Origin of the sequence: Nibribacter ruber (genome assembly GCF_009913235.1) — a bacterium.
Taxonomy (GTDB): domain Bacteria; phylum Bacteroidota; class Bacteroidia; order Cytophagales; family Hymenobacteraceae; genus Nibribacter; species Nibribacter ruber.
In genome coordinates this window covers 3,890,517-3,916,053 of sequence record NZ_CP047897.1, presented here as the reverse complement: position 1 = coordinate 3,916,053, position 25,537 = coordinate 3,890,517, and the positions used below count along the sequence as shown (strand labels likewise).

At 49.7% G+C, this 25,537-nt stretch carries 16 protein-coding genes, 1 tRNA gene and 1 pseudogene; 15 read left to right on the top strand and 3 right to left on the bottom strand.

The genetic code is table 11. From position 1 onward, the window contains the following. Positions 1-81: 81 nt before the first annotated feature. From GU926_RS16515 to GU926_RS16505, 3 genes are all read left to right on the top strand, one after another. Complete coding sequence (locus GU926_RS16515; RefSeq protein WP_160693819.1) at positions 82-648, top strand: fasciclin domain-containing protein; 567 nt, start codon at positions 82-84, stop codon at positions 646-648. Positions 649-1,034: 386 nt separating this feature from the next. Continuing rightward, positions 1,035-3,362 carry a GAF domain-containing protein gene (locus GU926_RS16510; RefSeq protein WP_160693817.1) on the top strand — a complete coding sequence of 776 codons (2,328 nt, stop codon included), beginning with the start codon at positions 1,035-1,037 and terminating at the stop codon, positions 3,360-3,362. Between the two features lie 99 nt (positions 3,363-3,461). Next, complete coding sequence (locus GU926_RS16505; protein ID WP_160693815.1) at positions 3,462-3,995, top strand: O-acetyl-ADP-ribose deacetylase; 534 nt, start codon at positions 3,462-3,464, stop codon at positions 3,993-3,995. A 366-nt stretch (positions 3,996-4,361) separates the two neighbouring features. Here GU926_RS16505 and GU926_RS16500 read toward each other — a convergent pair whose 3' ends face one another. The 3 genes from GU926_RS16500 to GU926_RS16490 form a co-directional block, all read right to left on the bottom strand. Continuing rightward, complete coding sequence (locus tag GU926_RS16500) at positions 4,362-5,084, bottom strand: phosphatase PAP2 family protein (protein ID WP_160693813.1); 723 nt, start codon at positions 5,082-5,084, stop codon at positions 4,362-4,364. A 277-nt stretch (positions 5,085-5,361) separates the two neighbouring features. Beyond that, positions 5,362-5,443: transfer RNA gene (locus GU926_RS16495), tRNA-Leu, on the bottom strand. Between the two features lie 91 nt (positions 5,444-5,534). Further along, entirely contained in the window at positions 5,535-6,254 is a 720-nt protein-coding gene (locus GU926_RS16490; RefSeq protein WP_160693811.1) for a phosphatase PAP2 family protein, read from the bottom strand. Positions 6,255-6,427: 173 nt separating this feature from the next. On the opposite strand from GU926_RS16490, the gene GU926_RS16485 reads away from it, so the two are divergent. The 12 genes and pseudogenes from GU926_RS16485 (at position 6,428) to argC (ending at position 25,199) form a co-directional block, all read left to right on the top strand. Further along, on the top strand, positions 6,428-6,922 hold the full coding sequence (locus GU926_RS16485; protein WP_160693809.1) for a CinA family protein: 495 nt from the start codon (positions 6,428-6,430) through the stop codon (positions 6,920-6,922). A gap of 928 nt (positions 6,923-7,850) precedes the next feature. Further along, positions 7,851-8,519 (top strand): class I SAM-dependent methyltransferase, encoded by a 669-nt coding sequence (locus GU926_RS16480; RefSeq protein ID WP_160693807.1) that lies wholly within the window; start codon positions 7,851-7,853, stop codon positions 8,517-8,519. A gap of 59 nt (positions 8,520-8,578) precedes the next feature. After that, on the top strand, positions 8,579-10,426 hold the full coding sequence (locus GU926_RS16475) for a M61 family metallopeptidase (RefSeq protein ID WP_160693805.1): 1,848 nt from the start codon (positions 8,579-8,581) through the stop codon (positions 10,424-10,426). 113 nt (positions 10,427-10,539) lie between these two features. Further along, complete coding sequence (locus tag GU926_RS16470) at positions 10,540-11,208, top strand: hypothetical protein (protein WP_160693803.1); 669 nt, start codon at positions 10,540-10,542, stop codon at positions 11,206-11,208. A 196-nt stretch (positions 11,209-11,404) separates the two neighbouring features. Continuing rightward, entirely contained in the window at positions 11,405-12,877 is a 1,473-nt protein-coding gene (locus GU926_RS16465; RefSeq protein ID WP_160693801.1) for a sodium:solute symporter, read from the top strand. Between the two features lie 154 nt (positions 12,878-13,031). Continuing rightward, positions 13,032-14,495, top strand: a complete 1,464-nt coding sequence (locus tag GU926_RS16460) for a sodium:solute symporter (RefSeq protein WP_160693799.1) — start codon at positions 13,032-13,034, stop codon at positions 14,493-14,495. A 144-nt stretch (positions 14,496-14,639) separates the two neighbouring features. After that, positions 14,640-16,460, top strand: a complete 1,821-nt coding sequence (locus GU926_RS16455; RefSeq protein ID WP_160693797.1) for an ABC transporter ATP-binding protein — start codon at positions 14,640-14,642, stop codon at positions 16,458-16,460. A 584-nt stretch (positions 16,461-17,044) separates the two neighbouring features. Then, on the top strand, positions 17,045-20,311 hold the full coding sequence (locus tag GU926_RS16450; RefSeq protein ID WP_160693795.1) for a SusC/RagA family TonB-linked outer membrane protein: 3,267 nt from the start codon (positions 17,045-17,047) through the stop codon (positions 20,309-20,311). A 19-nt stretch (positions 20,312-20,330) separates the two neighbouring features. Then, positions 20,331-21,791, top strand: a complete 1,461-nt coding sequence (locus GU926_RS16445) for a SusD/RagB family nutrient-binding outer membrane lipoprotein (RefSeq protein WP_160693793.1) — start codon at positions 20,331-20,333, stop codon at positions 21,789-21,791. 561 nt (positions 21,792-22,352) lie between these two features. Beyond that, positions 22,353-22,895 (top strand): annotated as a pseudogene (locus tag GU926_RS16440) (GNAT family N-acetyltransferase); the annotation flags it as partial. Between the two features lie 128 nt (positions 22,896-23,023). Continuing rightward, a complete protein-coding gene (argG, locus tag GU926_RS16435; protein ID WP_160693791.1) occupies positions 23,024-24,220 on the top strand; it encodes an argininosuccinate synthase in 1,197 nt (398 codons plus the stop codon). After that, positions 24,210-25,199: an N-acetyl-gamma-glutamyl-phosphate reductase gene (argC, locus tag GU926_RS16430; protein ID WP_160693789.1), complete on the top strand. Its 990-nt coding sequence runs from the start codon at positions 24,210-24,212 to the stop codon at positions 25,197-25,199. The genes argG and argC overlap by 11 nt, the downstream gene beginning before the upstream one ends. Positions 25,200-25,537 lie beyond the last annotated feature (338 nt).

Here is a 25,537-nt window from a genome sequence, read left to right as displayed (position 1 = left end):
AATATTTTTTAAAAGCTAAAATCCGGAGGCGGGGCTGGCAACGTAAGTGAGGCATAACAAACCAAAAGCCATCTTACCATTATGAAAAAGTCTATCCTATTCATTGCCTTGGCAGGCGCCTCTTTCTTTGCCGTTGATGCCACTGCCCAAACCACGTCTAAAACTAAAATGGACAAAACCACCGGTGCCGAGAAAAAAGAAGGCGTGCTGGTGGGCGGCGCCATGATGGTACCGTCCAAAAACATTGTCGCCAATGCCTTGGGTTCTAGCGACCATACCACTCTGGTTGCCGCTGTAAAAGCCGCTGGCCTGGTAGAAACCTTGATGGGCCCAGGCCCTTTCACAGTGTTTGCCCCAACCAATGCAGCGTTTGAGAAACTGCCCGCCGGCACCCTTGAAATGCTGTTACTGCCAGAAAACAAGGCAAAACTCACGGCCATCTTAACCTACCACGTAGTACCCGGTCGCCTGCAAGCCAAAGACCTGAAAAACGGCCAGAAACTAAAAACTGTGAATGGAGAAACCCTCACCGTCACCCGCAAGGGCAACATGGTCATGATCAATGGAGCCACGGTTGCCATAGCCGATGTCATCTCCAGCAATGGCGTAACCCACGTGATTGATGCCGTAGTTTTACCCACCATGTAAACTTTAACAGATTTACATGAGCACAAATAAAAGCCCGCCGTTGACGGGCTTTTCTTTTTAATAAAGGTTATTTTTCGCCTTCTCATGTAACCAATTTTCAGTTTAAATAAAACAATTAGGCCAACTATTTGTTAAGTCTTTTTTTTACAATTCCACCAATTTAAAATAAAAACCTTCAGCTAATTTTCTCCAATTTCCTTTGCAATAAGAGCGTTTACAAAACTAGCTTTGCTAGCCTTTCTGAACGAGTTGTCTAACGCAGCAAGGACCTTTTTAGCACTTACCTGAAACGTTGGGAACAGGCCGGCAGAAAATTATTGAAAAACTCCTGCAGGAAACGTGGGTTTTCTTGCCCTACACCACAGATTTTCCGTTTAAAGCCGTGTATGAATTCCCAAGAACACCAGATAAGCATCGCTGCGTTTCCGTTTAAGGCTTATTTCAGCCTTACTCCCATCATTAACTACTGGCAGAATGAGCAAACGGGCTGCCGGAGCAGCTTTAATTTATGCGCCGATGAGATAAAAAAGCAGTTGAAGGCCGCCCCAGAACTGCTTCAGCCCATTGAAGACTTCAGCGCCCTGGAAAAGCATCAGTGCCTGATTGATTTGCTCATGACGGCTATTTTTCCGCCGGCCACGCAGGTGGTGGAGGCCATTGGCACCGTGGGACCATTGTATGATGCCAGCTTTTACTACACTGACCTGTTCAAACAGATCATCCTCACAGACCAAAACCATTTAAAGCGCCCGCTTAACATTGATGAGAACCGCATGCTGTTCAACCGGGTGCGCATGGTGTATTTTCTGGTGCTGGAGAAGTTCTATGGCATACAGGTGCCGCATGAGGAGTTCCTTATCTATACCGTTCCAGATTACCAGCTGGGCTTGTACCGCCATTTCAATGTAGAAATTAATACCCAGTTTCTGGAGATCAACGCCTTGCAGGAGCTGCCAGAACTCGCCGAATCTGATATCCAGTACCTGCTGGACAACATCCGGGACATGGATATCTGGATGCAGGCCTTGCCACCCGATCTGTTTGAGATAAGTGGCTTTTACACCTTGCATCTGGTAGACGTGACGGTGCAGGAGGTATTGTCATCGCTTAAGAATGATTTGCTGGAACGCGACGTGATGCTGGCCCCAGACCGCTTTGAGCAGTTGCAGGAGAAGGTGCGCATTTTCTTTAAACGCCCGCACCTGCAGTTGGGCGTGGCGGCCTTCCATAAGAACCGGAGCACGTTCGTCAACTTCGGGAATAAGATCAACCACAGCTTTTTACTGCAAAGTGAGCCGGGCAGCAGCAGCTACGTGGGGTTCAAGTCCATTTATGACAGTCTGGTGCGCGAGGGCAAGCCGTTGGTCATCAAAGACGTGTCTGTGACGCAGTTGTTGCCAGACGGCGTGCGCGAAGAAATGCTGGGCATGGGCATACGCAACATCATCCTGGCTCTGTTACGGTACGGCGATGAGCCCATTGGCATTCTGGAACTGGGCTCGCCCAACCCCGGCGACCTGGACAATTTCTCGCTGGCCAAAATGGACCAGTTCCTGCCTCTCTTCTCGGTGGCTGTGAACAGGAACTCAGAGGAAGTAGAATCACGGGTGCAGGCGGTAATCAGGGAGAAGTTCACGGCCATTCATCCGGTGCTGGAATGGCGGTTTAGAGAAGCGGCCCTCAACATGCTCAACCGAGCCAATGAGATGAACGGCGCGGCAGAAATGGAGCCTATTGTGTTCAAAGACGTGTACCCGCTCTATGCCGTGGCAGACGTGCGCAGTTCCAGCACAGAACGTAACACCGCCATTCAGGGAGACCTGGCCGAGCACCTGCACCTGGCAGAGCGCATCTTGAAAAAAGCCATTGAAGTACACACCCTGCCCATTCTGGATGAGCTGCGCTTTTCGGTTTCCAAGCATTTGAGGCAATTGAAAAAGGGCGTGCTGCAACAAGACGGTATTCTCATTTTTGAGCTGCTGCGCACGCAGGTAGAACCCATGTTCACGTTTCTGGAGGCCACGCACCCAGACCTACTGCCCTACATCCAGAACTACCGCAACGCCATGGATCCGCAGTTGGGCATCTTGTACAAGCGCCGCAAGGCCTTTGAAGAAAGCCTCACGCTTATCAATGAGACCATCTCTAAATACATTGAGCAGGAAGAGCTGAAAGCCCAGGAGATGTACCCGCATTATTTTGAGAAGTTCAAGACAGACGGGGTAGAATTCAACATCTACGTGGGCGCGTCTCTGGAAGAAACCCAACCCTTTGACGCCATGTTTCTGCGCAACCTCAGGCTCTGGCAGCTCATGGTCATGTGTGAGGTCACCCGTCTCACCGCCGCTCTAAAACCCCAGCTGGAAGTGCCGCTGGAAACCACCCAGCTCATCTTGATGCACAGCCAGCCCCTGGCCATCAGGTTCAGGCAGGATGAGCGCAAGTTTGACGTGGACGGTGCTTACAACATACGCTATGAGATTGTGAAGAAGCGGGTTGACAAAGCCATGGTACGCGGCACTGACGAACGCCTCACCCAGCCGGGTAAGATTGCCATTGTGTACTCCCAGGCCCGCGAAGCCAACGAGTACCTGGAGTACATTGAGTACCTCCAAAACAAGAACATGCTCACCGAAGACGTGGAACATCTGGAGATTGAAGACCTGCAAGGCGTGAGCGGCCTGAAGGCCCTGCGCGTCTACGTCAAATGCTAATTCTTATTGATTGAATGAATGATTGTTTGGAGCATTAGCTGAAGCCAAACCAAAACCATCGTTTTTAGCCTGATTTCTGGAAAATAACCCAAAAACGCCATGCCCCACAGCCACAGAATCCACCTCATGCAGAGTGACATTACCAAGGTGAATACAGACGCCATCGTCAACGCGGCCAACACCAGTTTGCTGGGCGGCGGCGGCGTGGACGGTGCCATCCATAGAGCCGGCGGCCCGGCCATTCTAGCCGAATGCCGGCAGATTGTGGCCCGGCAGGGCGGCTGCAAAACCGGCGAGGCCGTGATTACAACAGGAGGGAATTTACCGGCCAGTTACGTGATTCATACGGTGGGGCCCGTGTGGAACGGCGGCCATAAAAACGAGCCTGCCCTTTTGGCCAATTGCTACCGCCACTCCCTGGAGCTGGCAGAAAAGCATGGGATCAAAACGGTTGCGTTCCCAAACATCAGCACGGGCATCTACGGTTACCCCAAAGACCAGGCGGCTCACATAGCAGTGTCCACAGTGCAAGATTTTCTGCAGCATCATGCCCTTCCAGAGCAAGTCACGTTTGTAGTTTTTGACCAAGACAACCTAAGCCTGTACCAGAGACTTTTGAAGAAGCCTGACTGAATGAGCAACGTGGCAGCTTCCAAAATAAAAGGTTAACAAACCCCGCCACAACTTCTTCTGGATGGAGCCTAATTCATCCTCTAACCAATGGCTCTCTCCTAAACTTTTAAGTGACCGCAAATCCGTTTTTAGCCTCTTTTAAGGGAAACAGGCCAAAAACGCCTTTTCCAACCTTCCACTTGTATTTGTAAAACTTGCGGGTTCCATGACGCAAGCGTCCGCTTATGTCCGCAGGTATTGCTGTTCTGTAAAACGAATAGAGGTTTTCACTGCGTAGGTACAGGCTGCCTGGTTTGCCCACAAGATTCTTTCAGAATGACAGACGGGAAGAAGGCATCTAGTACAGAAACTCATAATTCGTAATTCTTACTCCTCGCTTACTTCCGCCTCAATTTTGCGGCCCATGCGTTGCTGAATTTTCTTGAGCAGGGCAATGGCAAGGATGAGCCAGAAAAAACCTGCCCCCCAGCCGGCCAGCACATCAGAGGCGTAATGCACGTTCAAATACACCCGGCTAAACCCAATAAGCAGAATCCAGAGAACCAGTAAAAGGCTGAGCAGCCAGCGCAGCCACCGGCGCTCAATGTTCGTCCAGACCAGGTACAGCAGCAGGCCCCAGAAAGCGCCGCCAATCATGGCGTGGCCGCTGGGAAAACTGTTGCCCCCCTGCTCCAGAAAGGCCGTCTCTGGGCGGGGTCTTCCAAAAAGCCATTTCATAGTCTGGTTGAAAAGCGTGGTAGTGGCGGCAATGGAAATGACTTTGAGCGAGTAGAACCGCCATTTCTTGAAAATGAAAAAAAACAGCGCCAAACCCAGGGACCCGAAAATCAAAAAATACTTTGACCCGAAAAACGTGATAAAGTACATGGCGTCTGTGAACTCGGGCGTGGTGAAGTCGCCCACAAAGGCGAAGGCTGCCTGATCCAAGTCTTTTTCCTGCTCTACAAATACTTCGGTCACCATCCAGAAGAACAGCAGCGCCGAACCCACAAACACCAGCCAAATCAACAACACCTGAATGGAAAGGGCGGCAACCAGCGCACCAATTCTTCTGGCCCAATGGTCTCTTTTGGATTCTGATGTACGCATGCAGGAAGGTCTTGATAAAAATCCAGGGCTCGCGAAAGCTACTGCCTATATACGGCAACTCTCCTTCCGGCGGTCAGGAATGAGAGACGCACCTGCTCATCAGGCCGTAAGCTGGCACGGTGGTTCTACCAATATTTGAGTGATGGAGAAAAGACGTTTGACGGAGTAAAAGCAAGAACCTGTGACGGCCCAGCAGGGTAAAGGCGCACGCGCTCAGATACTCTAAAAACAAAAAGCGGCATAACCTTTTGAGTTATACCGCTTTCCAAATCCGTCGTGCGCTGGGGGAGACTCGAACTCCCACACCCGAAGGCGCTGCCACCTGAAGACAGTGCGTCTACCAATTTCGCCACCAGCGCAAAAACACCCGCTATGAGCAGCAGGAGGCACAAAGGTAATAGAATCTTGCTACCTACAATAGCCTGTTTGCATCTTTTTTAAGAAATTATTTCAGGCCACGGGCAGCTCCTCGCCCTTCACCACGGGGTTGAGGTTTCGCTTAGAATACTTCTCCATGAGGCGCAACAGACGCACCGCCAGAATCACCCAGCCCAGCCCTGCCGCCAGGCCCGCCAACACATCTGTGGCATAGTGCACGTGCAGGTACACCCGGCTGAATCCTATGAACACAATGAGTACGCTAAGCCCTGCTATCAACGCCCACCGGGCCGCCTCTGGTTTTACGTTTTTGTACACCAGGTAAATCAAGAGCCCATAAAACGAGGCACTGATCATGGCGTGTCCGCTGGGAAAACTGAGGCCGTAGGAGTCTACCAGATGCGGGATGAGTGGCCGGGGACGGTTGAACAGATATTTTAACAGCAAGTTAAGCGAGATGCTGCCCACCGCAATGACCGGCACCTTGAGGGAATACCACTTGTGTTTCTTCACAAACAAAAAATAGGCGATAAGCATGAGGGCTGCCCCCGTGATGAAGTTTCGGGAGGCCAGAAACGTGACCACCTTGATGAACTCGGTGAGGGCGGCGTTGTTGATGCTGTCTGCCCACGCAAAGGCCCGGCTGTCAAACTTGAGTTCGGTGCCGGGCAGCACTTCCTTGGCCAGCCAGAAAAACAAGACCAGGCACCCCAGGAAAACGATCCAGATAATGATCAGCTCTACCGTGAACAAGGCAGAAGAGGCCAGAAACTTTCTTATTCTACGTGTCATAGGCGCGGGTTTGGGTGGTCCGTTTTTGGCTTATTTTCCAGGAAACAGGCCAAAAACGAAGGATGCTTTTAGAGTACGTGCATCTGGGAGCGGCGTTGACGCTGCCTTCTCAGTCAGACAACCTGCAAGGGCAAAAAAGAGTATGATTCGGCAAGCGTATTTTGCCAGTTTCTATGAAAATGCCTGACCTTACCCCGCTGGTGCTCAAACTTAAAGATAAAGGCCTGACCCTGGCGTTCGCGGAAAGCTGCACCGCGGGCAGCCTGGCCGCCGAACTCTCCAAAGCCACTGGCACCACCGGTGTCTTTCTGGGCAGCATGGTCACTTATGACACGTCTGTGAAGCAGAAGGTGCTCAAGGTGAAAAAGAAGACCCTGGACCTTTACACCGCCGAAAGCCACCAAGTCACCAATGAGATGGTCCTGGGCCTGCACTCCCTGCTCAAAGCCGATGTCTGCATTGCCGTGACCGGCCTGTTTGGCGGCGGCGCCTCTGAAACCGTGGAGAAGCCTGTGGGCACCGTGTTTGTGTCCATTCTCTTTCAGAAGAAAGTGGAGGAGTACCGTGAGGTGTTCAAAGGCGATTTTGAAAAAATGCGGCACCAGACAGTCGCGTTTATTTTTCAGAAGCTGAAAGACACGGTGGAGCGGCATTTTTTGCATGATTGATGGAGGGGAGGTGGTTGGGTAGCCCACTAGCTTTTCTTCCTTCTTAGCTGCTGTAGCTGGTGGTTTCACCAACGATATTTAACTGTCTTACTAACTGCTTTGATTTTGCTACTATGGCGCGGATGTTACATCCTTGACTTGCTGGTAGGCATTTGTCATGGACTTCCGTTGGCTGTTCCCTTGGCAGTACCGTCTTCTCCGGTGCGCACCACTTTTCTTGTTTCATAGTTTCCGGTAAGCGCTCATGGCCGCGGGGCCCCGTCCTGGCCCTTCGCACTGTTGTTGTTTGTGGGACTTTGTCCCTGCCGCCGCTGCCAGCGGCGCACAAACACCAGAGGCGCTCAGGACCAGGACTGGCTTGGGTCCCAATTCTGCTTAGGCTTGATGGGTGGTTTGCTTGTTGCTGGTGATGGCCTTGGCTGTTGTTGCAGAGTCCCGCGTGCTAAAGCACGGTTTGGTTTCTTTTTTTTGTTTCGTGTATTTTCTGGTTCTGCGTCCAGTTACTTGATACAGTGCTGGATATCACTCCATCAGGCTTGGCCCAACGCAAATTCTCCCCTTTCGCAATTCTTCCCTTGCGGATTTACAGAACGTGAGTTTGAGGCAGGGGGCGAAGCTCAGTAGAGGGGTGTTTATACTTGCAGAAGAAACAAGCTGTTGAGGTGATGTGTCAGAGGCAAGGGGTTTCCTTTCTACTATTTCTAAAACTGTGTACAAGTAGTTCCCGGAAAAACAACTTCAGCATAAACGTAATCAGTCCATACAAGTCCCTGTACACTGTAGAAAACCTCAAATACCAATTGCCAGGCAAGACAAGAAGCAATCCGGCCGTTAAAGGTCTAGCAACCTACATACTAAATACCTCTTTCTTAAACTCCTGTTTTTGGCGTATTTTCGGGGAAATAGGCCAAAAACGGAAGCCCAGGATATGTCTCTAGTGCCCTCTTTTCCAAATTTCAATGGTATCGCGCCGCTGTATGACCAACTGGCGAAGGGGGTGTATGGCAGTGCGCAACTTAGAGCCCAGCAACAGTATTTGGCTAGTATTCCTGAACATGCCCAAGTGCTGATCTTGGGCGGGGGAACCGGTTGGATTTTGACGGAGGTACTGAGGCTGGCTCGACCCGGGCATGTCCTGTTTCTGGAGGCTTCTGAGAAAATGGTCCATCTGGCGAAGGAAAGGCTTCAGAAAAAGAGCCAATCCGGGCTGGAAACGCAGGTAGAGTTCAGAGTCGGTACAGAAAAAGACTTGGGCACAGAGGAGAAGTTCCACGTGGTTCTGACGCCCTTCGTGTTGGATTTGTTTGCAGTGGAGCAGGCCCGGCAGATGGTGCAGACCCTGGACCAGCATTTACTAACCGGCGGGCTCTGGCTGCACACAGACTTCCAGGAGAGCGACAGTTGGTTTAAGAAAATCTGGCAGCAACCTTTGCTGTGGGCCATGTACCGCTTCTTTGGTTGGGTGAGCCAGGTGCCGGCCAGGAGGTTACCGCTCTTCCGGCAGTTGTTTCAGGAACGGGGGTATACCCTAGAAGAAGAAACGGACTTCTACGGTGGGTTCATCTGCGCGCAGCAATACAGAAAGCCTGGTCCTTAAAAAAGAGGGTGGCGCCCTATGGCAATCCTGTGTATCTTGAGGCGTAAATCTACGCTTCTATGAAAAAGAGCATTTGTGCGGCCGTTGCCGTCATGATATGGGGGTTCACCTCTCCTGCCCAAGCCCAGGAACAACAAATACACTACACGGTTTCGTTTGAGAACGCGGCCCACCATGAGGCCCAGGTAAAAGCGGTCTTTCAGGGGGTGAAAACTCCGGTGCTGGAAGTGCGCATGAGCCGCTCCTCGCCAGGCCGGTATGCGTTGCATGAGTTCGCCAAGAACGTGTACAGCGTGCAGGCCTTTGACAGCCAGGGCAAACCATTACCCATCACCAGACCCAACCTGCACCAATGGAACGTCTCTGGCCATGACGGCACGGTACACATCACCTACACCCTCTTCGCTGACCGACCCGATGGCACCTATGCCGGCGTGAATGAAACGCATGCCAAGTTAAACGCTCCTGCCACGTTTATGTACGCCAACGGCTTTGAGCAGGCCCCAGCGCGGGTGGAATTCAAGGCCACTAATTTTCCGCAATGGACAGCAGCCACGCAGTTAAAGCCCGAGACTGGCAACAACCTCACGTTCAGCGCGCCAAATTTCCAATACCTCATGGACAGCCCCACTGAGCTGGCCAACCTGCAATGGCGCCAGTGGCCCGTGGCAGAAAACGGCCGCACCCAGCAGGTTAGAATTGCCATGCACCACCAGGGCACTGAGAAAGAACTGGACGAGTACACGCAGAAGGCCCAGCGCATTGTCACGCAGGCGCAGGCCGTGTTTGGGGAGCTTCCCGCCTTTGACTTCGGCACGTACACCTTTTTGGCCTGTTACATGCCGGGCACGCCTGGAGACGGAATGGAGCACCGCAACTCTACCAGCATCACCAGTTCGCGTCCTTTGCGCACCGGCATGATTGGCAATCTGGGAACTCTGGCGCATGAGTTTTTCCATTCCTGGAACGTAGAGCGCATCAGGCCCAAGAGCCTGGAGCCGTTCAACTTTGCAGACGCCAACATGAGCGGTGAACTGTGGCTGGCCGAAGGCTTCACTAATTACTACACAGACTTGCTCATGCACCGCGCGGGCGTCATCAACGCAGAAGAATACTTGCAGGCCGCCGCCGATGAGGTGGGTTATGTAATCTTCGCACCGGGCAAAAACTACTTCTCGCCAGTTGAGATGAGCATGCAGGCGCCGTTTGTAGACGCCTCCAGATCAGTGGACCCGGTGAACAGGCACAATACGTTCATCTCGTACTACACCTTCGGGAGTGCGGTGGGCTTTGGTTTGGACCTGACCTTACGCACCAGATTTCAGGGCTTGACCTTAGACGACTACATGCGCCTGCTCTGGCAGCGCCACGGCAAACCAGAAAAGCCATATACGCTGGCAGACCTGGAAGTAGCCTTGGCAGATTTGACCAAAGATCCTGCCTTCGCCAAAGATTTCTTCTTAAGACACGTACATGGCAAGGAGCTGATGCCGTATGAAACCCTGGCCAAGCAGATGGGTGTGGTTTTGCGGACTGCGCGGCCGGGAAAAGCCGTTTTGAACACAGAACAATTACAGTTCACTAATGACCAGGCCACGTTAATGAGCGGCACGCACATTGGCAGCCCGCTCTACAAGGCAGGCCTGGACCGCGAAGACGTCCTTTTGACGGTGAATGGCAAAAAGCTGAAAGACCAGAAGACCCTGGATGAGATTTTGAACAAGTTCAAGCCCGGCCAGACCGTTCAGGTGGAAGTAGAGCAGCGCGGCACCAAGAAACAAGTGGCCGTCACGCTGGCGCAGGACCCAAAAATTGAAATGGTGCCTCTGGAGAAAACCGGTCAGACGCTCACGCCAGACATGAAAGCCCGCCGCGAGGCCTGGTTAGGAAGTAAAACAGTGCAGTAGCCCCGGCGTTTTTGGCTTAGTTTCTGGAAATCAGACTAAAAACGACGAGGCTGCCTTACAATATTACCTGATGTTTTCGTTAGATTTGTAGTGCCCGGTTGGGTATTCAGACTATGACCAAAAAATTATCCTTCTATACGGCCTTGTGCGCAGCCTTGCTTTTGGGCGGAACGTTGCAGGCGCAGGACATGACCTTGCTGCCAGAGACTAGCGCCCAACCTACGGTAACGGCTACCAAACCTGATTCTGTTCAGGCAGCGTCCACTCTTTTAAAAACGTCCAGGCTAAGCTACAGCCTGTCAGCAGGGGCGGCGTTCAGCAGTTTTGGCTCTGCAAGCTACCTTGAGCCACGGGTACAGTACCACGTGACGCCTCGTTTTCAGGTGTTCAGCAGCCTTATGATGATTCAGAGTTGGGGCGGGTCTACGGTATCCTCTGCCGCACGCGGCGAGGGAGCAGGAGCCGGTCCGTTGACTCTGGGCAATCCGGCCTCGCGGCAGTACTTGTTGCATGTGGGCGGCTCCTATGCCATGACCGAGAAACTCATGCTGAGCGGCAGCGTCTGGAAGAGCATTGGCCCCGCCTCTCCTTCCATGTACATGGCTAATCCATTTACCTATGGCGGCTATCCGCAGCAGGGATTTGATTTCCAGGCTAAGTACCAACTGGCGCCCAACGTGACTATTTCGGGTGGCGTGCGGTACGGCAGCGGTACCACCGGGTACTGGGGTGCACCAGGTGCTTACTATCAGCCTGGCTCTTCCTTCGGGAATCCTTTTTAATGGGCAGTCCTGCATTTCTGGCGCAACTTTATTCCATAAACAAAACTCTTCTGGGAGAAACCCCCGGAAGAGTTTTTTGCTTTCCGACGGACCGTAACATCTTATCACCGCAGAAACAGGGTATGGTTTTTTAATTATATTTGTCCTTATGCCTTGGTGTTAACCGGGGTGATTTCGCTCCAATCCTGACTAAGCTATGTCTTCAACGCTAATTCTGGGCATCATCACCGCCTATTTTTGTGTACTCATCTTAATCTCCTTTCTCACCAGCAAGAAAGGCGAGTCTACAGACAGCTTCTTCCTGGCCAACCGACAGTCGCCGTGGTATGTGGTGGCTTTTGGCATGATTGGCACTTCCCTTTCTGGGGTGACGTTCATTTCCATTCCGGGCATGGTGGAGAAGGCCCAGTTCTCATACCTGCAGCTCATTTTTGGCAACATGCTGGGCTATTTTGTAGTGGCCTTGATCTTGATGCCCTTATATTACCGTCTCAATCTGGTGTCCATTTATACCTACCTGGAAGAGCGTTTCGGGTTCTGGTCTTACAAAACCGGCGCGGCGTTCTTTTTGCTGTCCCGCACGCTGGGCGCTTCTATTAGGATGTACCTGGTGGCAGGCGTATTGCAGTTGGCGGTGTTTGATGACCTGGGCGTTCCGTTTGAAGTGTCTGTGGCCATTACCATTGCGCTCATCTGGGTTTACACGTTTAGAGGCGGCATGAAAACCATCATCTGGACGGACACTTTCCAGACGCTGGCCATGCTCATCTGCGTGGGCGTGAGTATTTCCATGATTTCGTCTGAGTTGAACCTGTCCTTTTCTGGCATGGTAGACACCATCTCCAACAGCAAATACTCACAAGTGTTCTTCTGGGATGTGAAAGACCCGCGCTACTTCTTTAAGCAGTTCCTGTCTGGGGCTTTCATCTCCATTGTGATGGTAGGTCTGGATCAGGACATGATGCAGAAGAACCTGAGCTGTAAAAACCTGAAGGAAGCCCAGAAGAACATGTTCACCTTCACGGTCATCATCATGATTGTGAACATTCTGTTCCTGAGCCTGGGCGCGTTGTTGTACCTGTACGCCGGTGCCAAAGGCATTGGCCTGCCTGAGAAAGGTGATAACGTGTTCCCGTTCCTGGCGCTTAACTACTTCTCCTCCTTTGCAGCCATTGCGTTCATTCTGGGCATCACGGCCATCACGTACGCTTCGGCAGACTCTGCCTTGACGGCACTCACCACCTCTTTCTGCGTAGATTTTCTGGATTTCAAAAACCGTCCAGAGACAGAGCGCATCAGGTTGAAGAACTGGGTGCACCTTACCTTTTCGCTTTTGATGGGCCTTATCATCATCGCCTTCAAGTACCTGAACAATGAGAGCGTGGTGCAGGCGGTGTTCAAAGTGGCCGGGTACACGTATGGCCCTCTGCTGGGTCTTTATGCCTTTGGCGTGTTCACGCGTTTGGCCGTGCGCGACCGTTTAACGCCGGTGGTTTGCGTGCTGGCTCCCATCCTTACATTTATCATCAGTTCTAATTCTGTGGAGTGGCTCTGGGGATATGAGTTCGGGTTTGAGGTATTGATCCTGAACGGGGCACTTACGTTCCTGGGCTTGCTTTCCATCTCGTATAAAAAGACTGAATTCATAGACACGCAGGCCTTGTCTTAGGGCTGTGGTTAGATGTAACTGCCTTCGTTTTTGGCCTGTTTCCCAGGAAATAAGCCAAAAACGAAGGCAGTTTTTTATGCAAGTCCCTTCTACGCGTACCTTTGCTGCCTAAGACGCCTGCTTACCTGCCTGGGCTGTTGATTTTCTTGACCGCATGTCTCCACTTTTGATACTGGGCATCATTGCCGCCTACTTCTGCCTGTTGCTGGGCATTTCTTTTTTAACGAGCAGAAAAGGAGAATCTACCCAGGGCTTCTTTCTGGCCAACCGACAGTCGCCGTGGTACGTGGTGGCTTTTGGCATGATTGGCACTACCCTCTCGGGGATCACGTTCGTCTCCATTCCGGGCATGGTGGAGAAGGCGCAGTTCACGTATCTGCAGATGGTGTTCGGGTATGTGCTGGGCTATCTGGTTATTGCCACCGTGCTGCTGCCCTTGTACTACCGCCTGCAATCGGTTTCTATCTACACGTATCTGGAGCAACGGCTTGGAAAGTGGTCTTACCGGTCGGGTTCTGGTTTTTTCCTGCTTTCCCGGACTTTGAGCGCTTCTTTAAGGCTGTACCTGGTGGCGGGCGTGCTGCAGTTGGCGGTCTTTGATGGGCTGGGGATTCCGTTCGGGCTTTCTGCCACGCTGCTTATTGCTTTGATCTGGCTGTATACGTATAGAGGGGGCATGAAAACCATCATCTGGACAGATACGCTCCAGACCGCCGCCATGCTCTTTTGCCTGGGCGTGAGCATGTATTTGATAGCCGGCGAATTGAATCTCTCCTTTTCTGGCTTGTTCACCACTATTTCTGAAAGTTCTTATGCCACTGTGTTTGAATGGGACGTACATGCGCCTAATTATTTCTGGAAGCAGGTGGTTTCTGGCGCCTTCATTACCATTGTGATGACCGGCCTGGACCAGGACATGATGCAAAAAAACCTAAGCTGCAGAACCCTACCCGAGTCGCAGAAGAACATGGGGTGGTTTACGGTCATTCTGGTAATTGTGAATCTTCTGTTTCTGGGTTTGGGGGCGTTGTTGTTCCTGTATGCCAACGCCAAGGGGATTACGCTGCCGGAGAAAGGCGATGACGTGTTTCCGTTTCTGGCCTTGCACCATTTCTCTGCATTGGCAGGCCTGGCTTTCATTCTGGGCATCACGGCTATCACGTACGCCTCGGCAGACTCTGCCTTGACCGCGCTCACCACTGCCTTCTGCGTGGACTTCCTCAATTTCAAAGAGCGGCCGGAGCAGCAGCGAATCAAAATCAAGAACTGGGTGCATGTGGGTTTCTCGCTTCTGCTGTTGGCGTTCATGCTGGTGTTCAGGGCATTGCAGAGTGAGAGCCTGATTGTGCTGCTCTTCAAGTTGACCGGTTACACGTACGGGCCGCTGCTGGGGCTCTTTCTTTTTGGGTTGTTTACTCAGCGTTCTGTGCGGGACCGCTGGGTGCCGGTGGTCTGCGTGTTGGCGCCCGTGCTCACGTATGTGTTGGCAGCTAACTCTCAGGAGTGGTTCTGGGGCTATACGTTTGGGTTTGAGGTCTTGCTTTTGAACGGCCTGCTGGCGTTTACGGGGCTTTGGCTGGTCTCAAAACCTTCCGGAGAAAAAAGCAGTTTCAGCTAAGCGTGCCGGGAGTGTGGCAAATCAGTAGGAATCTCTACCTTTGCAAATTGCCTCCCCACCACCGGGGCCGTTTTTGGCCTGTTTTCCTAGAAACAAGCCAAAAACGGTGAGGCAGCCTTCTTAATTTTACAAAGCGAGTATTACATGGCAAAACGCGGATTTGGGCCAGGTGCGGTTTCCGGACCTGAGGCAGAGGGAAAAACAAAACTGAACAAGGAAAGCCTTAGAAGGGGTCTAAGCATTTTTCGGTTTGTGCTTCCTTACCGGCGCAAATTCATCATTGGGTTGTTGTTCCTGCTTTTCTCCAGCCTAACGTTCATGGCGTTTCCGGCGGTGACGGGCATTTTGCTGGACGCTGCCGTGGGCAAAGCCAATTTCTTCACCCAAGACCTTGACCTGATTGCCTTGATTTTGTTTGGCGTCATCTTTTTGCAAGGCATCTTCTCTTTCTTCAGGGTCTACTTTTTTGCGCAGGTCACGGAGAACGCCATTGCAGACATACGCCGCAGCCTGTACTCTAAATTTATGGGTCTGCCCTTGCCGTTTTATGAGCAGCGTCGCGTAGGCGAAATCACCAGCCGCATCACCTCAGACGTAAGCTACATCCAGGACGGTTTCTCCATCACCCTCGCCGAGCTGTTCCGGCAGATCACCACGCTCTTGATTGGGGTTGGATTCATCATGTACATCTCCGTGAAGCTGTCTTTGTTCATGCTGGCCACGTTTCCTCTGCTTATTATCCTGGCCATGGTCTTCGGTAAAAGGCTGAAGAAGCTTTCCAGAAAAACCCAGGATGAGCTGGCCACCACCAATGTGATTGTGGAAGAAACACTGCAAGCCATCCAGGTGGTGAAGGCCTTTACCAATGAGCTGTTTGAAATACGCCGGTATGGCAACGCTCTCAGCAAGTCTGTGAAAACCGCCATCACCACATCTTTTTACCGCGGCGTTTTTATCTCCTTTATTATAGTAGGCCTGTTTGGCGGGATTATTCTGGTGATTTGGTACGGAGCCACCTTAGTACAGCGCGGAGAGTTGACCATTGGGCAGTTGACCTCCTTTATCTTATACACAACGTTTATTGGCGCCTCTGTGGCCGGCTTGGGAGATCTGTACGCCAAGGTGCAGGTGTCCATTGGCGCCTCTGAACGCATTTTGGAAATACTGGAGCAGGAAACCGAGCAGCCTGAGAGTGAAATGACCACGCCGGTGCAGTTGCGCCTGAACGGGCATGTGCAGTACCAGCACGTGGGCTTCTCTTACCCTACTCGTCCAGATATCAAAGTGCTGCAGAACATTGATTTTGAGATACAGGCCGGTGAGAAGATCGCGCTTGTGGGCCCTAGCGGTGCGGGCAAGTCTACCATTGTGCAGTTGCTCATGAAGTTCTACGCCGTTGACCAGGGCACTATTCTGGTGGATGGGAAAAACGTTTCGTCCTTGCCGCTGCACGAACTTCGTGGCAACCTGGGCATTGTGCCACAGGAAATTCTTCTGTTTGGCGGCACCATCCGCGAGAACATAGCCTATGGAAAGCCCGAAGCTACGGAAGAAGAGATTTGGGAAGCCGCTCAGAAAGCCAACGCCCTACAATTCATTCAGTCGTTCCCGGAGGCATTTGACACTGTGGTGGGAGAGCGCGGCATAAAGCTTTCTGGTGGGCAGCGGCAGCGCATAGCCATTGCCCGGGCCATCTTAAAAAATCCGGCTATCCTGATTCTGGACGAGGCAACCAGCTCGCTTGACTCTGAATCTGAGAAACTGGTACAAGAAGCCATGGACGAATTAATGAAAGACCGCACTACTATTATCATAGCCCATCGCTTAGCTACCATTAGAAAGGTAGACAAGATATTAGTGATAGACAAAGGCCAGATTGTGGAACAGGGTCCGCACGCGCAACTATCCGCAGATCCTAACGGCGTGTACGCCAACCTTCTACGCTTGCAGTTTGAGTACAGATAAGGTAGAAAGCTTTTATAAATAAAGGCCTAATTAAACATAATATTAATTGTTTAATTAGGCCTTTATAATTTAGTGTAATTTCCAACAATTAAGGATTTAATTCGTTTAAGTAATAAACAAAAAGTCAATTTCAAGCCTTATGTATTTATTGGTTTTTAGTAAACTAACAATAAATACATTATGTAAAATAAGACCAGGTTATGTTTTAAAATCTGGCATTGCGTCCCATGGCAGCAGGCTCCTCCCCCTCTTTGCTGTCAATCGGTTTTAGATATAACCAAGATTGCATTACACGCAACCCACACAAGTCTGGTAAAAGTCTAAAAAAGGTTTCCAAGTTTCCTACCACATCCAATTCCATCACCAAGTCCTACTACCTAGTGCTCTGCTTACACTTTTAATTTTTATTTGCAATTAATTAAATGTTTAATTAAGACCCGCCCTACTTTTCAGGCCGATTTGAAAAAAATCATTCTAAACAGTCCTGTTATGGAGAAGGATTTGGGTTAAAATTTTTGTTTTAGCTGAATTCTTCTTATCATTAACCATTCATTTATTTACACAAACCATTAAACCAAACCAACATGAAAAAAATCTTACTCTTAAGTCTTTTCTTGTTGTCTGTGCTTCTGAACGAAGCCATGGCACAAAATAGGACTATCACAGGAAGGGTGACAGATGCTGGCAACAACGAAGGGTTGCCTGGTGTTACCGTTTTGGTGAAAGGCACATCTAATGGCGCCTCCACTGATGCGAATGGTAACTATCAGTTATCTATTCCAGCAGGCAACGCCACTTTGGTATTCAATTACATTGGATATGTTGCCCAAGAGCGCTCCGTAGGAAACTCCACTACCATCAACGTTGCTTTATCTTCAGACACGAAAGTGTTGCAAGAAGTAGTAGTAACCGCTTTGGGCGAGTCTCGTGAGAAAGAAACTCTTCCTTACTCTGTAGGGGTGGTGAGTGGCAACAACTTAACATTGGCTAAGTCTAATGACGTAAGTGCTTCTCTTGCCGGTAAAGTTTCTGGTGTACAGTTGCAAGGTTCTCCTTCTTCTACTTTTGACAACGCGTCTATCGTGATTCGTGGTAACAACAGTATTTTCCCCGCTAATCCACTTTATGTGGTTGACGGTGTTATCACTGAGCAGCAGAACGTGATCATGGACAACGTAGCCAACATCTCTGTATTGAAAGGTGCTGCCGCTACTGCTCTTTATGGAAACCGTGCCGCAAATGGTGTGGTAATCATCACCAGCAAAAAAGGTGAGAAAGGCAAAACCACAGTTGAACTTAACTTAGGTGCTACTGCTGAGAGATTGTACTTATTGCCTCCATACCAAAACTCTTACGCGGGTGGTTATACTTCTTCTGTATCTAGCCCTGGTGCTTATGGTGCAGGTCCATCTGGTGCTTACCTTGATGAGGATGGTTACTATATCTTCCGTTACGATCCAGAAGTAGGACACCCTGCAGAATGGGCTGCTTTTGATGGTCAGCGTATTTTGGAGTATGGTGCAGATGAAAGCTGGGGCCCAAAAATCAACGGTGAGCAATACCGCCCTTGGTACTCTTGGTACCCAGGTGAAGACTTTGGAAAAACCATTCCAATGACTGCTCAGCCAGACAATGTTAGAGATTTCTTTGAAACTGGTATGTTCTTGAACAACTCAGTTGCTTTCTCTGGTGCTACAGACCAAATCACCTACCGTTTAACTTATGCTAACCAGCATAGAACGCTTACTATCCCAGAAGCGAAACGTAACCAGCACCAATTAGGATTGAACAGCTCATTCTCTGTTTCTCCTAAGTTAACCATCACTACAGACGCTACCTTCACTGCCACTGATACAAAAGGTGCACCAGCAGAAGAATATCGTAACGATGGTTTGAACGTTACTCAAAACTTCAACCAATGGTTCCAGCGTCAATTAAACCTGGATGATCTTAGAAACTACAGAACGCCAGACGGCCGTTACAAGTCTTGGAACATTGGTGACCCTAATGCTTCTGGTGACATTGATGGTATCTTGACGCCTCAATACTGGGAGTCTCCTTACTTTGTAGCTGAAAACAACTTCACTACTCAAGAGAACACTCGTTTATCTGGTAACTTAGGTTTGAACTACAAACTTACTGATCATTTAAGTTTGCAAGGTAACGCCAAAATGTTCTACAGAAGCGGCACAAACGATGGCCGCATCGCTAATGGTTCTATCGCTACTCCTCAGTACTCTTTGACGCAGTTCACCATCCGTGAATTCAACTATGAAGGTTATGTAAACTACAAGAGAGAGTTTGGTGACTTCTCATTAGACGGTTTCGTGGGTACTGCCCTTCGTCTGAATGACCAGGATATCATGGCTCAAACTACCCAAGGTGGTTTAAGCGCACCAAACTTCTTTGACATCTCTGCTTCTGTGGCTCGTCCGCAATCAACCAGAGACTTTGAAAAAAGAGAAGTACGTTCATTATTAGGTCGTGCGACTGTGGGTTACAAAGGCTTCTTGTTCTTAGACGGTACTTTGCGTAATGACTGGTTCTCTACTCTTCCTGTAGAAAACAACAGCTTTATGTACGGTTCATTGGGTGGTTCATTGGTATTCACCAACTTGTTGAACAATGAGAGCTTGAAGCGTGTAATGACTTCAGGTAAATTGAGAGGTTCTGTGGCCCAGGCTGGTCAGGACGTTGGATTTAACCAGGTGTTCATCGCTAACAACAATGAACTTGCCTACGGTGACAACTCTTCTGCTTCTGTGGGTAACCAATACAGAACTGGTAAAATCAAGCCTGCTTTGACTACCTCATGGGAAGTTGGTGCTGACTTCAGATTCTTTAACCGTGTTGGCCTTGACTTCACCTACTACAATGACGTAAGCGAAGACCAAATCCTTGGTTTGGAGATTGACCCAACTACAGGTTACAGCACTGCTCAGGTGAACGCTGGTAAATTTGTAAGAAAAGGTATTGAATTGTCATTGAATGGTACTGCCGTACAAACTGACAACTTTACTTGGGATGTGATCGTGAACTGGTCCAAAAACCGTTCAAGAGTTGAAGAGTTGGTAGAAGGTTCTTCTACTTACTTAGTAGGGACCACTTGGAACAACACCCGTTTAGAGCACCGTGTAGGTAAAGACTGGGGTATGTTGGTAGGTAGAAGATGGAATAGAAACGAGCAAGGCCAAGTATTGGTAGGTGCTAATGGCGTTCCTCAATACACTATTGGTCAAGAAAGAGGTTCTGTACAGCCAGATTTCACTGGGGGTATTTTTAACTCATTTTCTTACAAAGGCTTTAACTTAGGCTTCTCCCTTGACTTCCAGAAAGGTGGCTTGTTCTACTCTTCTACAAAACAGTTCAACTTAGGAACTGGTCTGTCTGAGATGACGGTTGGTGTAAATGACAAAGGAAATGACTGGAGAGACTACCCATCTAACGGTGGTGGTATCTTGATTCCTAATGCTGTTTACGGTCCTGGTGTAACTCGTACTATCAACGGAGTTAAAACAGATATCTCTGGGCAGCCAAATACTACTTACATGCCAGCCCGTACGTACTTCTACACTTCTCTACAAAATGGAGCAATTGACGAGTTAGTATTAGACGGTTCATATTTGAAACTAAGAGAAGTTCGTTTGGGTTATGAAGTTCCTAAAGCAATCTTAGGTACTTTGCCAATCTCTGGCGCCAACATCAGCTTTATTGTGAACAACGCTTGGTTGATCAGTGCTCCTGCTAAGGATTATGGTATTGATCCTTCAGAACTTGAAACCTACTGGAATGAAGGTGGTCAGTTGAGCTCAACTCGCTCTATGGGTCTGAACTTGAGACTTACTTTCTAATCAGTAAAAAATTACTAAGATGAAAAAGAGAATTTTATCAATTGCTACAGGTCTTCTAGTGTTTCTAGGAGCCTGTGATTTCAGCGACTTTGGAGACACGAACGTGTCCCCAACGGCCCTACCAGCAGTTTCTAACAAAGCTTTGTTAACCTTTTCTGAGCAAGCGATCTCCTGGACTACCTGGAACGCTCCTGCCAGACAGGGTGCGGTAGGAACAGCTTCTTCTACGGGCGGTTATGCCAATGACTACATGGCATTGTATGCCCAGTATCTGTCTGAAGGTCCATACCCAGAGTCTCAGAACTACAGCGACCGTAACTTGTCCTGGACTGAGTGGTACAGAGGTCCTTTGGCTAACTTGCAGGCAATTATTGACAACAATAATGCTGGTAACGCTGCCGCTGACCCTGCCAACGGTTCTAAGAACAACCAGATTGCTGTTGCTCGTATCTTGAAGGCTTATTACTTCTGGTATTTAACTGACACCTACGGAGACATCCCTTACTTTGAGGCTCTGAAAGGTGTAGAAGTTGCTAAACCTAAGTATGATGCTCAGCAAGCCATTTACAATGACTTGTTCAAAGAGATGACTGAAGCCCAAGCCCAGATTGAAATGGCTGGTTTCCCGGTACAAGGTGATATCTTGTTAAACGGCGACATGGCTGCATGGAAGCGTTTTGCAAACACAGCTCGTATGTTCATGGCTTTGCGTCTGATTGACAGAGACCAAGCTAAGGCAAAGTCTGAGTTTGAGGCTGCCATGACAGCTGGTGCTATTACTAGCAACGCTGAGAACATTGAGTACCAGTTCTTGGGTGGAGATCCAAACAACTGGAACCCATGGTATGAGAACTACACCAATGACAACCGTAATGACTATGCACTAAGCAACACTATTGTTGACAACATGCAAGGTGATCCACGTTTGGCAGTGTATGGTGAGTCTATCAACGGTAAAATCATTGGTCTTCCTTATGGTACCAACGTTGCTAGAAACATTCCTGCTGCATACAGCCGTTTAAGTGAAAGATTCCAGGGTGCTGATGCAGTTGCTCCTATCTTCACTTACTCACAAGTTCTGTTTGCTAGAGCTGAAATGGCAAACCGTGGTGTTACCTCTGAGAATGCTGGCGATTTGTATGAGCAAGGAATTGCCGCTTCTGCTGCGTTCTATGGCGTGCCTAACACCATTCCTCACGGAACTTACGCTGGTAATAACGCCGCTGGTCTTGAGCAAATCATCACTCAGAAATGGAAGCACCAATTCTTGAATGGTTTTGAAGCTTGGACAGACTGGAGAAGAACTGGTTTCCCTTCATTCTTGCTTCCAGGTCCTGGAACCTTAGATGCCAAAGGTATTCCGTTGCGTATGAGCTACCCAGCTAACGCCAGAACTGTAAACGAAGCTGGCTTCGACGCTGCGATTGCCCGTCAAGGACCAGATACCAACTACACCAGAGTATGGTGGGATGTTAAGTAGTCTTTGACTACCTTTAAAACAACAAAGAGCCAGGCACCTTGCCTGGCTCTTTGCTTTTATACCTAATCCAACTGTTACCCTGGCAACTATCGCCCAATATAATGCACCCTAACATACACTAATTGCACTCCGTTTATATTTAATAAAACCCAAGTCACATAATGGGCGTTTATGGAGGAAAAATGAACCAAGCCTTTGCAATTCTCATTTTTTATCTGAAAACTTTGCAGACAAGCGGCTGCCGCTTATTTAGCTTTACATACCCTAATGAATAAAAAGTCTCTTTTATCAGTTGTGCCCACAACGGTAAAACGCTCCTCTACCAGGAGTGCGCTTTTTTCTGTTCTCTCCAGAACAGTTTTTTCATCTGCCTTCACCCCTACCCGATCCAGGCGCTAGGCCACCGGATGGCCTAGGTTACTAAGCGTAACCATACCGGACGCCCTTCCATGCCCGCATACACTGCGGATAGAAGGATTATTTTCTCTTTTCATTCATCATTTTATACCCTTGCGTATGAGCGCTTCGGCTTTACAGTCGTTGCCTATTACCTCTGTCTTCATGGAAATACAACCTGATTTCACAGTGGTGGTAGCTACAGAAGAGCATACCCCCTTTGCCCAACAGATCTGCGATGAGATGGAAGCCTCTGCCAAAGCACGTGGCACTGGCATTGCCAAACGCTCTCCCTTGTATGTGGCGCAAAAGATGCAGGAAGGCAAAGCAGTTATTGCCTTTGACCCAGCAGGAGCGTGGGCCGGATTCTGCTACATAGAAACCTGGGGCCACGGCGAGTACGTAGCCAACTCGGGGTTGATTGTAGCTCCTCACCTGCGCAAGAGCGGCCTGGCCAAACGCATCAAAGAAAAAGTGTTTGAGCTGTCACGCACCAAATATCCAGAGGCAAAAATTTTCGGTTTGACTACTGCCCTAGCGGTCATGAAAATTAACTCAGACCTGGGCTACCGTCCGGTGACGTACTCTGAGCTCACCAACGACGAGGAGTTCTGGAAAGGCTGCCGCAGCTGCGTCAACTTTGACATTCTCACGGCAAAAGACCGTAGCAACTGCCTCTGCACCGCCATGCTTTTTGTTCCACCTAAAGACAATGAGTGATTGAGAGATTGAGTGAAGGAGTGAATAATTAAAAAATCACTCATTCACTCCTTCACTCAATCATTCATTAAAAACATTCACTCATTCTTACATTCACTCAATCACTCATTACCAATATGAAAAAAGTAGTTCTCGCGTTCAGTGGCGGCTTAGACACATCCTTTTGTGTGAAGTACCTGCTGGAACAAGGTTATGACATCTATTCGGCTATTGTAAATACTGGCGGCTTCTCTGAAGAGGAACTGGCAGAGATTTCCCGAAGGGCTGAGAATCTGGGCGTGACCCAGCACGTAACCTTAGACGAAACCGACAACTACTACCAGTCTTGCCTCAAGTACCTCATCTTCGGGAATGTGCTCAAGAATGACACCTATCCCCTATCTGTGAGCGCAGAGCGGATCTCGCAGGCCATGGCCATTGCCAAATATGCACTTGAAGTGGGCGCAGAGGCCGTAGCTCATGGCAGTACCGGTGCGGGCAACGACCAGGTGCGGTTTGACATGGTGTTCAACATCCTCATCCCTAACGTGGAAATCATAACCCCTATCCGTGACCTAAAATTGTCCCGGGAGGAAGAGATCACCTACCTGAAAGAACGCGGCGTGGAGATGGATTTCCAGAAGGCGCAGTACTCCATCAACAAAGGTATCTGGGGAACATCAGTAGGTGGTAAGGAAACATTGACGTCTGATCAGGCACTGCCGGAATCTGCCTACCCAACGCAACTGACCAAAGAAACGCCGGAGCGCATTACCCTGCACTTCAAGAACGGCGAGCCGGTGGGCTTAAACGAGGAACTTTTCGATAACCCGGTGCACGTGGTCCAGAAGTTACAGGAAATTGCCGGTGCTTTTGCGATTGGCCGTGACATTCACGTAGGCGATACCATCATTGGGATTAAAGGCAGAGTGGGGTTTGAAGCGGCGGCCCCCATGGTCATTATCAAGGCGCACCACGCTCTGGAAAAACACACCCTTACCAAATGGCAGCTGTACTGGAAAGACAGCCTGGCTACTTGGTATGGCAACTGGATGCACGAAGGTCAGTTTCTAGACCCGACCATGCGCAACATTGAGACGTTCCTGACAGACACGCAGAAAACCGTGACCGGAAAAGTACACGTGCTGTTGGCGCCATACCGATTCCAGATAGAAGGCATTGAGTCTGAGCATGATTTGATGTCCTCTAAATTTGGGTCTTACGGTGAGATGAACAATGCCTGGACCGGCGAAGACGTGAAAGGCTTCTCCAAAATATTCGGGAACCAGACCATGATGTACCGCTTAATCAACGGAGAAGAAAATGCAAAATAATAAGATACGAGTGGGCATTGTAGGTGGAGCAGGATACACCGGCGGAGAACTGCTTCGGCTGCTAATCCATCATCCAAACGCAGAGATAACCTTGGTGCATAGCAACAGCCAGGCCGGAAAACCCGTCATAGACACCCACACTGATTTGATAGGTGATACGGATTTAGTGTTCACCAAAGAGCTTACCACCCAGGTGGACGTGCTTTTCCTGTGCGTAGGCCATGGCGACGGCAAGAAGTTCCTGGACGCCAACCCAATCCCACATGAGGTGAAGATTATTGATCTGAGCCAGGACTTTAGATTAAAGGAGAATTCTGCGTTAGGCAATCGCCAGTTCATGTACGGCCTGCCTGAACTAAACCGCGAGCGAATTAAAACCGCTGCTAACGTAGCCAATCCTGGTTGCTTTGCCACCGCCATTCAGTTAGCCTTGCTACCGCTGGCGCAGAATGGCTCTCTACCTTCAGAGGTACACGTGAGCGGCATTACCGGCTCAACGGGCGCGGGTCAGAAATTATCCAACACTTCGCACTTTAGCTGGCGCAATAACAACATCTCCAGCTATAAAGTGTTTGGGCACCAACACCTGCATGAGATTAATGAGAGCCTGCAGTCTCTGCAGGCAAACGCCCAACCAGCCATCCGGTTTGTGCCCTACCGCGGTAATTTCAGCAGGGGCATTTTGTGCACCACCTACTTGAGGTCAGACTTCCATTTAGAGGAAGCACAACAATTGTATAGGGAGTTTTATGAAGGTCATCCTTTCACCGTTGTCACGGATAAGAACCCAGACCTGAAACAGGTGGTAAACACGAACAAATGCCTCCTTTACCTGGAGAAGCACGAAGACCAACTGGTCATCACCAGCCTGATTGACAACCTGTTAAAAGGTGCCTCGGGTCAGGCCGTACAGAACATGAACCTGCTGTTCGGGCTAGAGGAAAGGGCTGGTTTGCAGTTGAAGGCAATCGGGTTTTAATAATCCGTTTTCGGCCTGATTTGCGGAAAAGAGGCCAAAAACGAGAAACCTGTGAGGTTACCCGCTGACGCGAGACTTAAGTCTCGTGACTTGGGATGAAGCGAGTCTCCAGACTCGCAGGGAACTACAAGTTGAAATGCCTACCGTTTAGCAATGCGAAATATCGCTGCTGGGCAGCGAGGGTAGTCAGAGACTACCCAGCATCCGTAGGCACGAGTCTGGAGACGCGCGCCAGCAATAAAATTACAGCACCATAGAAACTTCGTTTTTAGCCTATTTCCTAGAAAATAAGCCAAAAACGGCAATTAGTCTTACGCCTTGAATCTTACGTCTATACT

What these genes read in the sequence shown, in the direction of transcription:
- GU926_RS16475 (WP_160693805.1), top strand. Translation starts at nt 8,579, where the DNA reads ATGAAAAAGAGCATTTGTGCGGCCGTTGCCGTCATGATATGGGGGTTC.
- argC (WP_160693789.1), top strand. Translation starts at nt 24,210, where the DNA reads ATGCAAAATAATAAGATACGAGTGGGCATTGTAGGTGGAGCAGGATAC.
- GU926_RS16515 (WP_160693819.1), top strand. Translation starts at nt 82, where the DNA reads ATGAAAAAGTCTATCCTATTCATTGCCTTGGCAGGCGCCTCTTTCTTT.
- GU926_RS16460 (WP_160693799.1), top strand. Translation starts at nt 13,032, where the DNA reads ATGTCTCCACTTTTGATACTGGGCATCATTGCCGCCTACTTCTGCCTG.
- GU926_RS16485 (WP_160693809.1), top strand. Translation starts at nt 6,428, where the DNA reads ATGAAAATGCCTGACCTTACCCCGCTGGTGCTCAAACTTAAAGATAAA.
- argG (WP_160693791.1), top strand. Translation starts at nt 23,024, where the DNA reads ATGAAAAAAGTAGTTCTCGCGTTCAGTGGCGGCTTAGACACATCCTTT.
- GU926_RS16480 (WP_160693807.1), top strand. Translation starts at nt 7,851, where the DNA reads ATGTCTCTAGTGCCCTCTTTTCCAAATTTCAATGGTATCGCGCCGCTG.
- GU926_RS16465 (WP_160693801.1), top strand. Translation starts at nt 11,405, where the DNA reads ATGTCTTCAACGCTAATTCTGGGCATCATCACCGCCTATTTTTGTGTA.
- GU926_RS16500 (WP_160693813.1), bottom strand. Translation starts at nt 5,084, where the DNA reads ATGCGTACATCAGAATCCAAAAGAGACCATTGGGCCAGAAGAATTGGT.
- GU926_RS16455 (WP_160693797.1), top strand. Translation starts at nt 14,640, where the DNA reads ATGGCAAAACGCGGATTTGGGCCAGGTGCGGTTTCCGGACCTGAGGCA.
- GU926_RS16510 (WP_160693817.1), top strand. Translation starts at nt 1,035, where the DNA reads ATGAATTCCCAAGAACACCAGATAAGCATCGCTGCGTTTCCGTTTAAG.
- GU926_RS16445 (WP_160693793.1), top strand. Translation starts at nt 20,331, where the DNA reads ATGAAAAAGAGAATTTTATCAATTGCTACAGGTCTTCTAGTGTTTCTA.
- GU926_RS16470 (WP_160693803.1), top strand. Translation starts at nt 10,540, where the DNA reads ATGACCAAAAAATTATCCTTCTATACGGCCTTGTGCGCAGCCTTGCTT.
- GU926_RS16505 (WP_160693815.1), top strand. Translation starts at nt 3,462, where the DNA reads ATGCCCCACAGCCACAGAATCCACCTCATGCAGAGTGACATTACCAAG.
- GU926_RS16450 (WP_160693795.1), top strand. Translation starts at nt 17,045, where the DNA reads ATGAAAAAAATCTTACTCTTAAGTCTTTTCTTGTTGTCTGTGCTTCTG.
- GU926_RS16490 (WP_160693811.1), bottom strand. Translation starts at nt 6,254, where the DNA reads ATGACACGTAGAATAAGAAAGTTTCTGGCCTCTTCTGCCTTGTTCACG.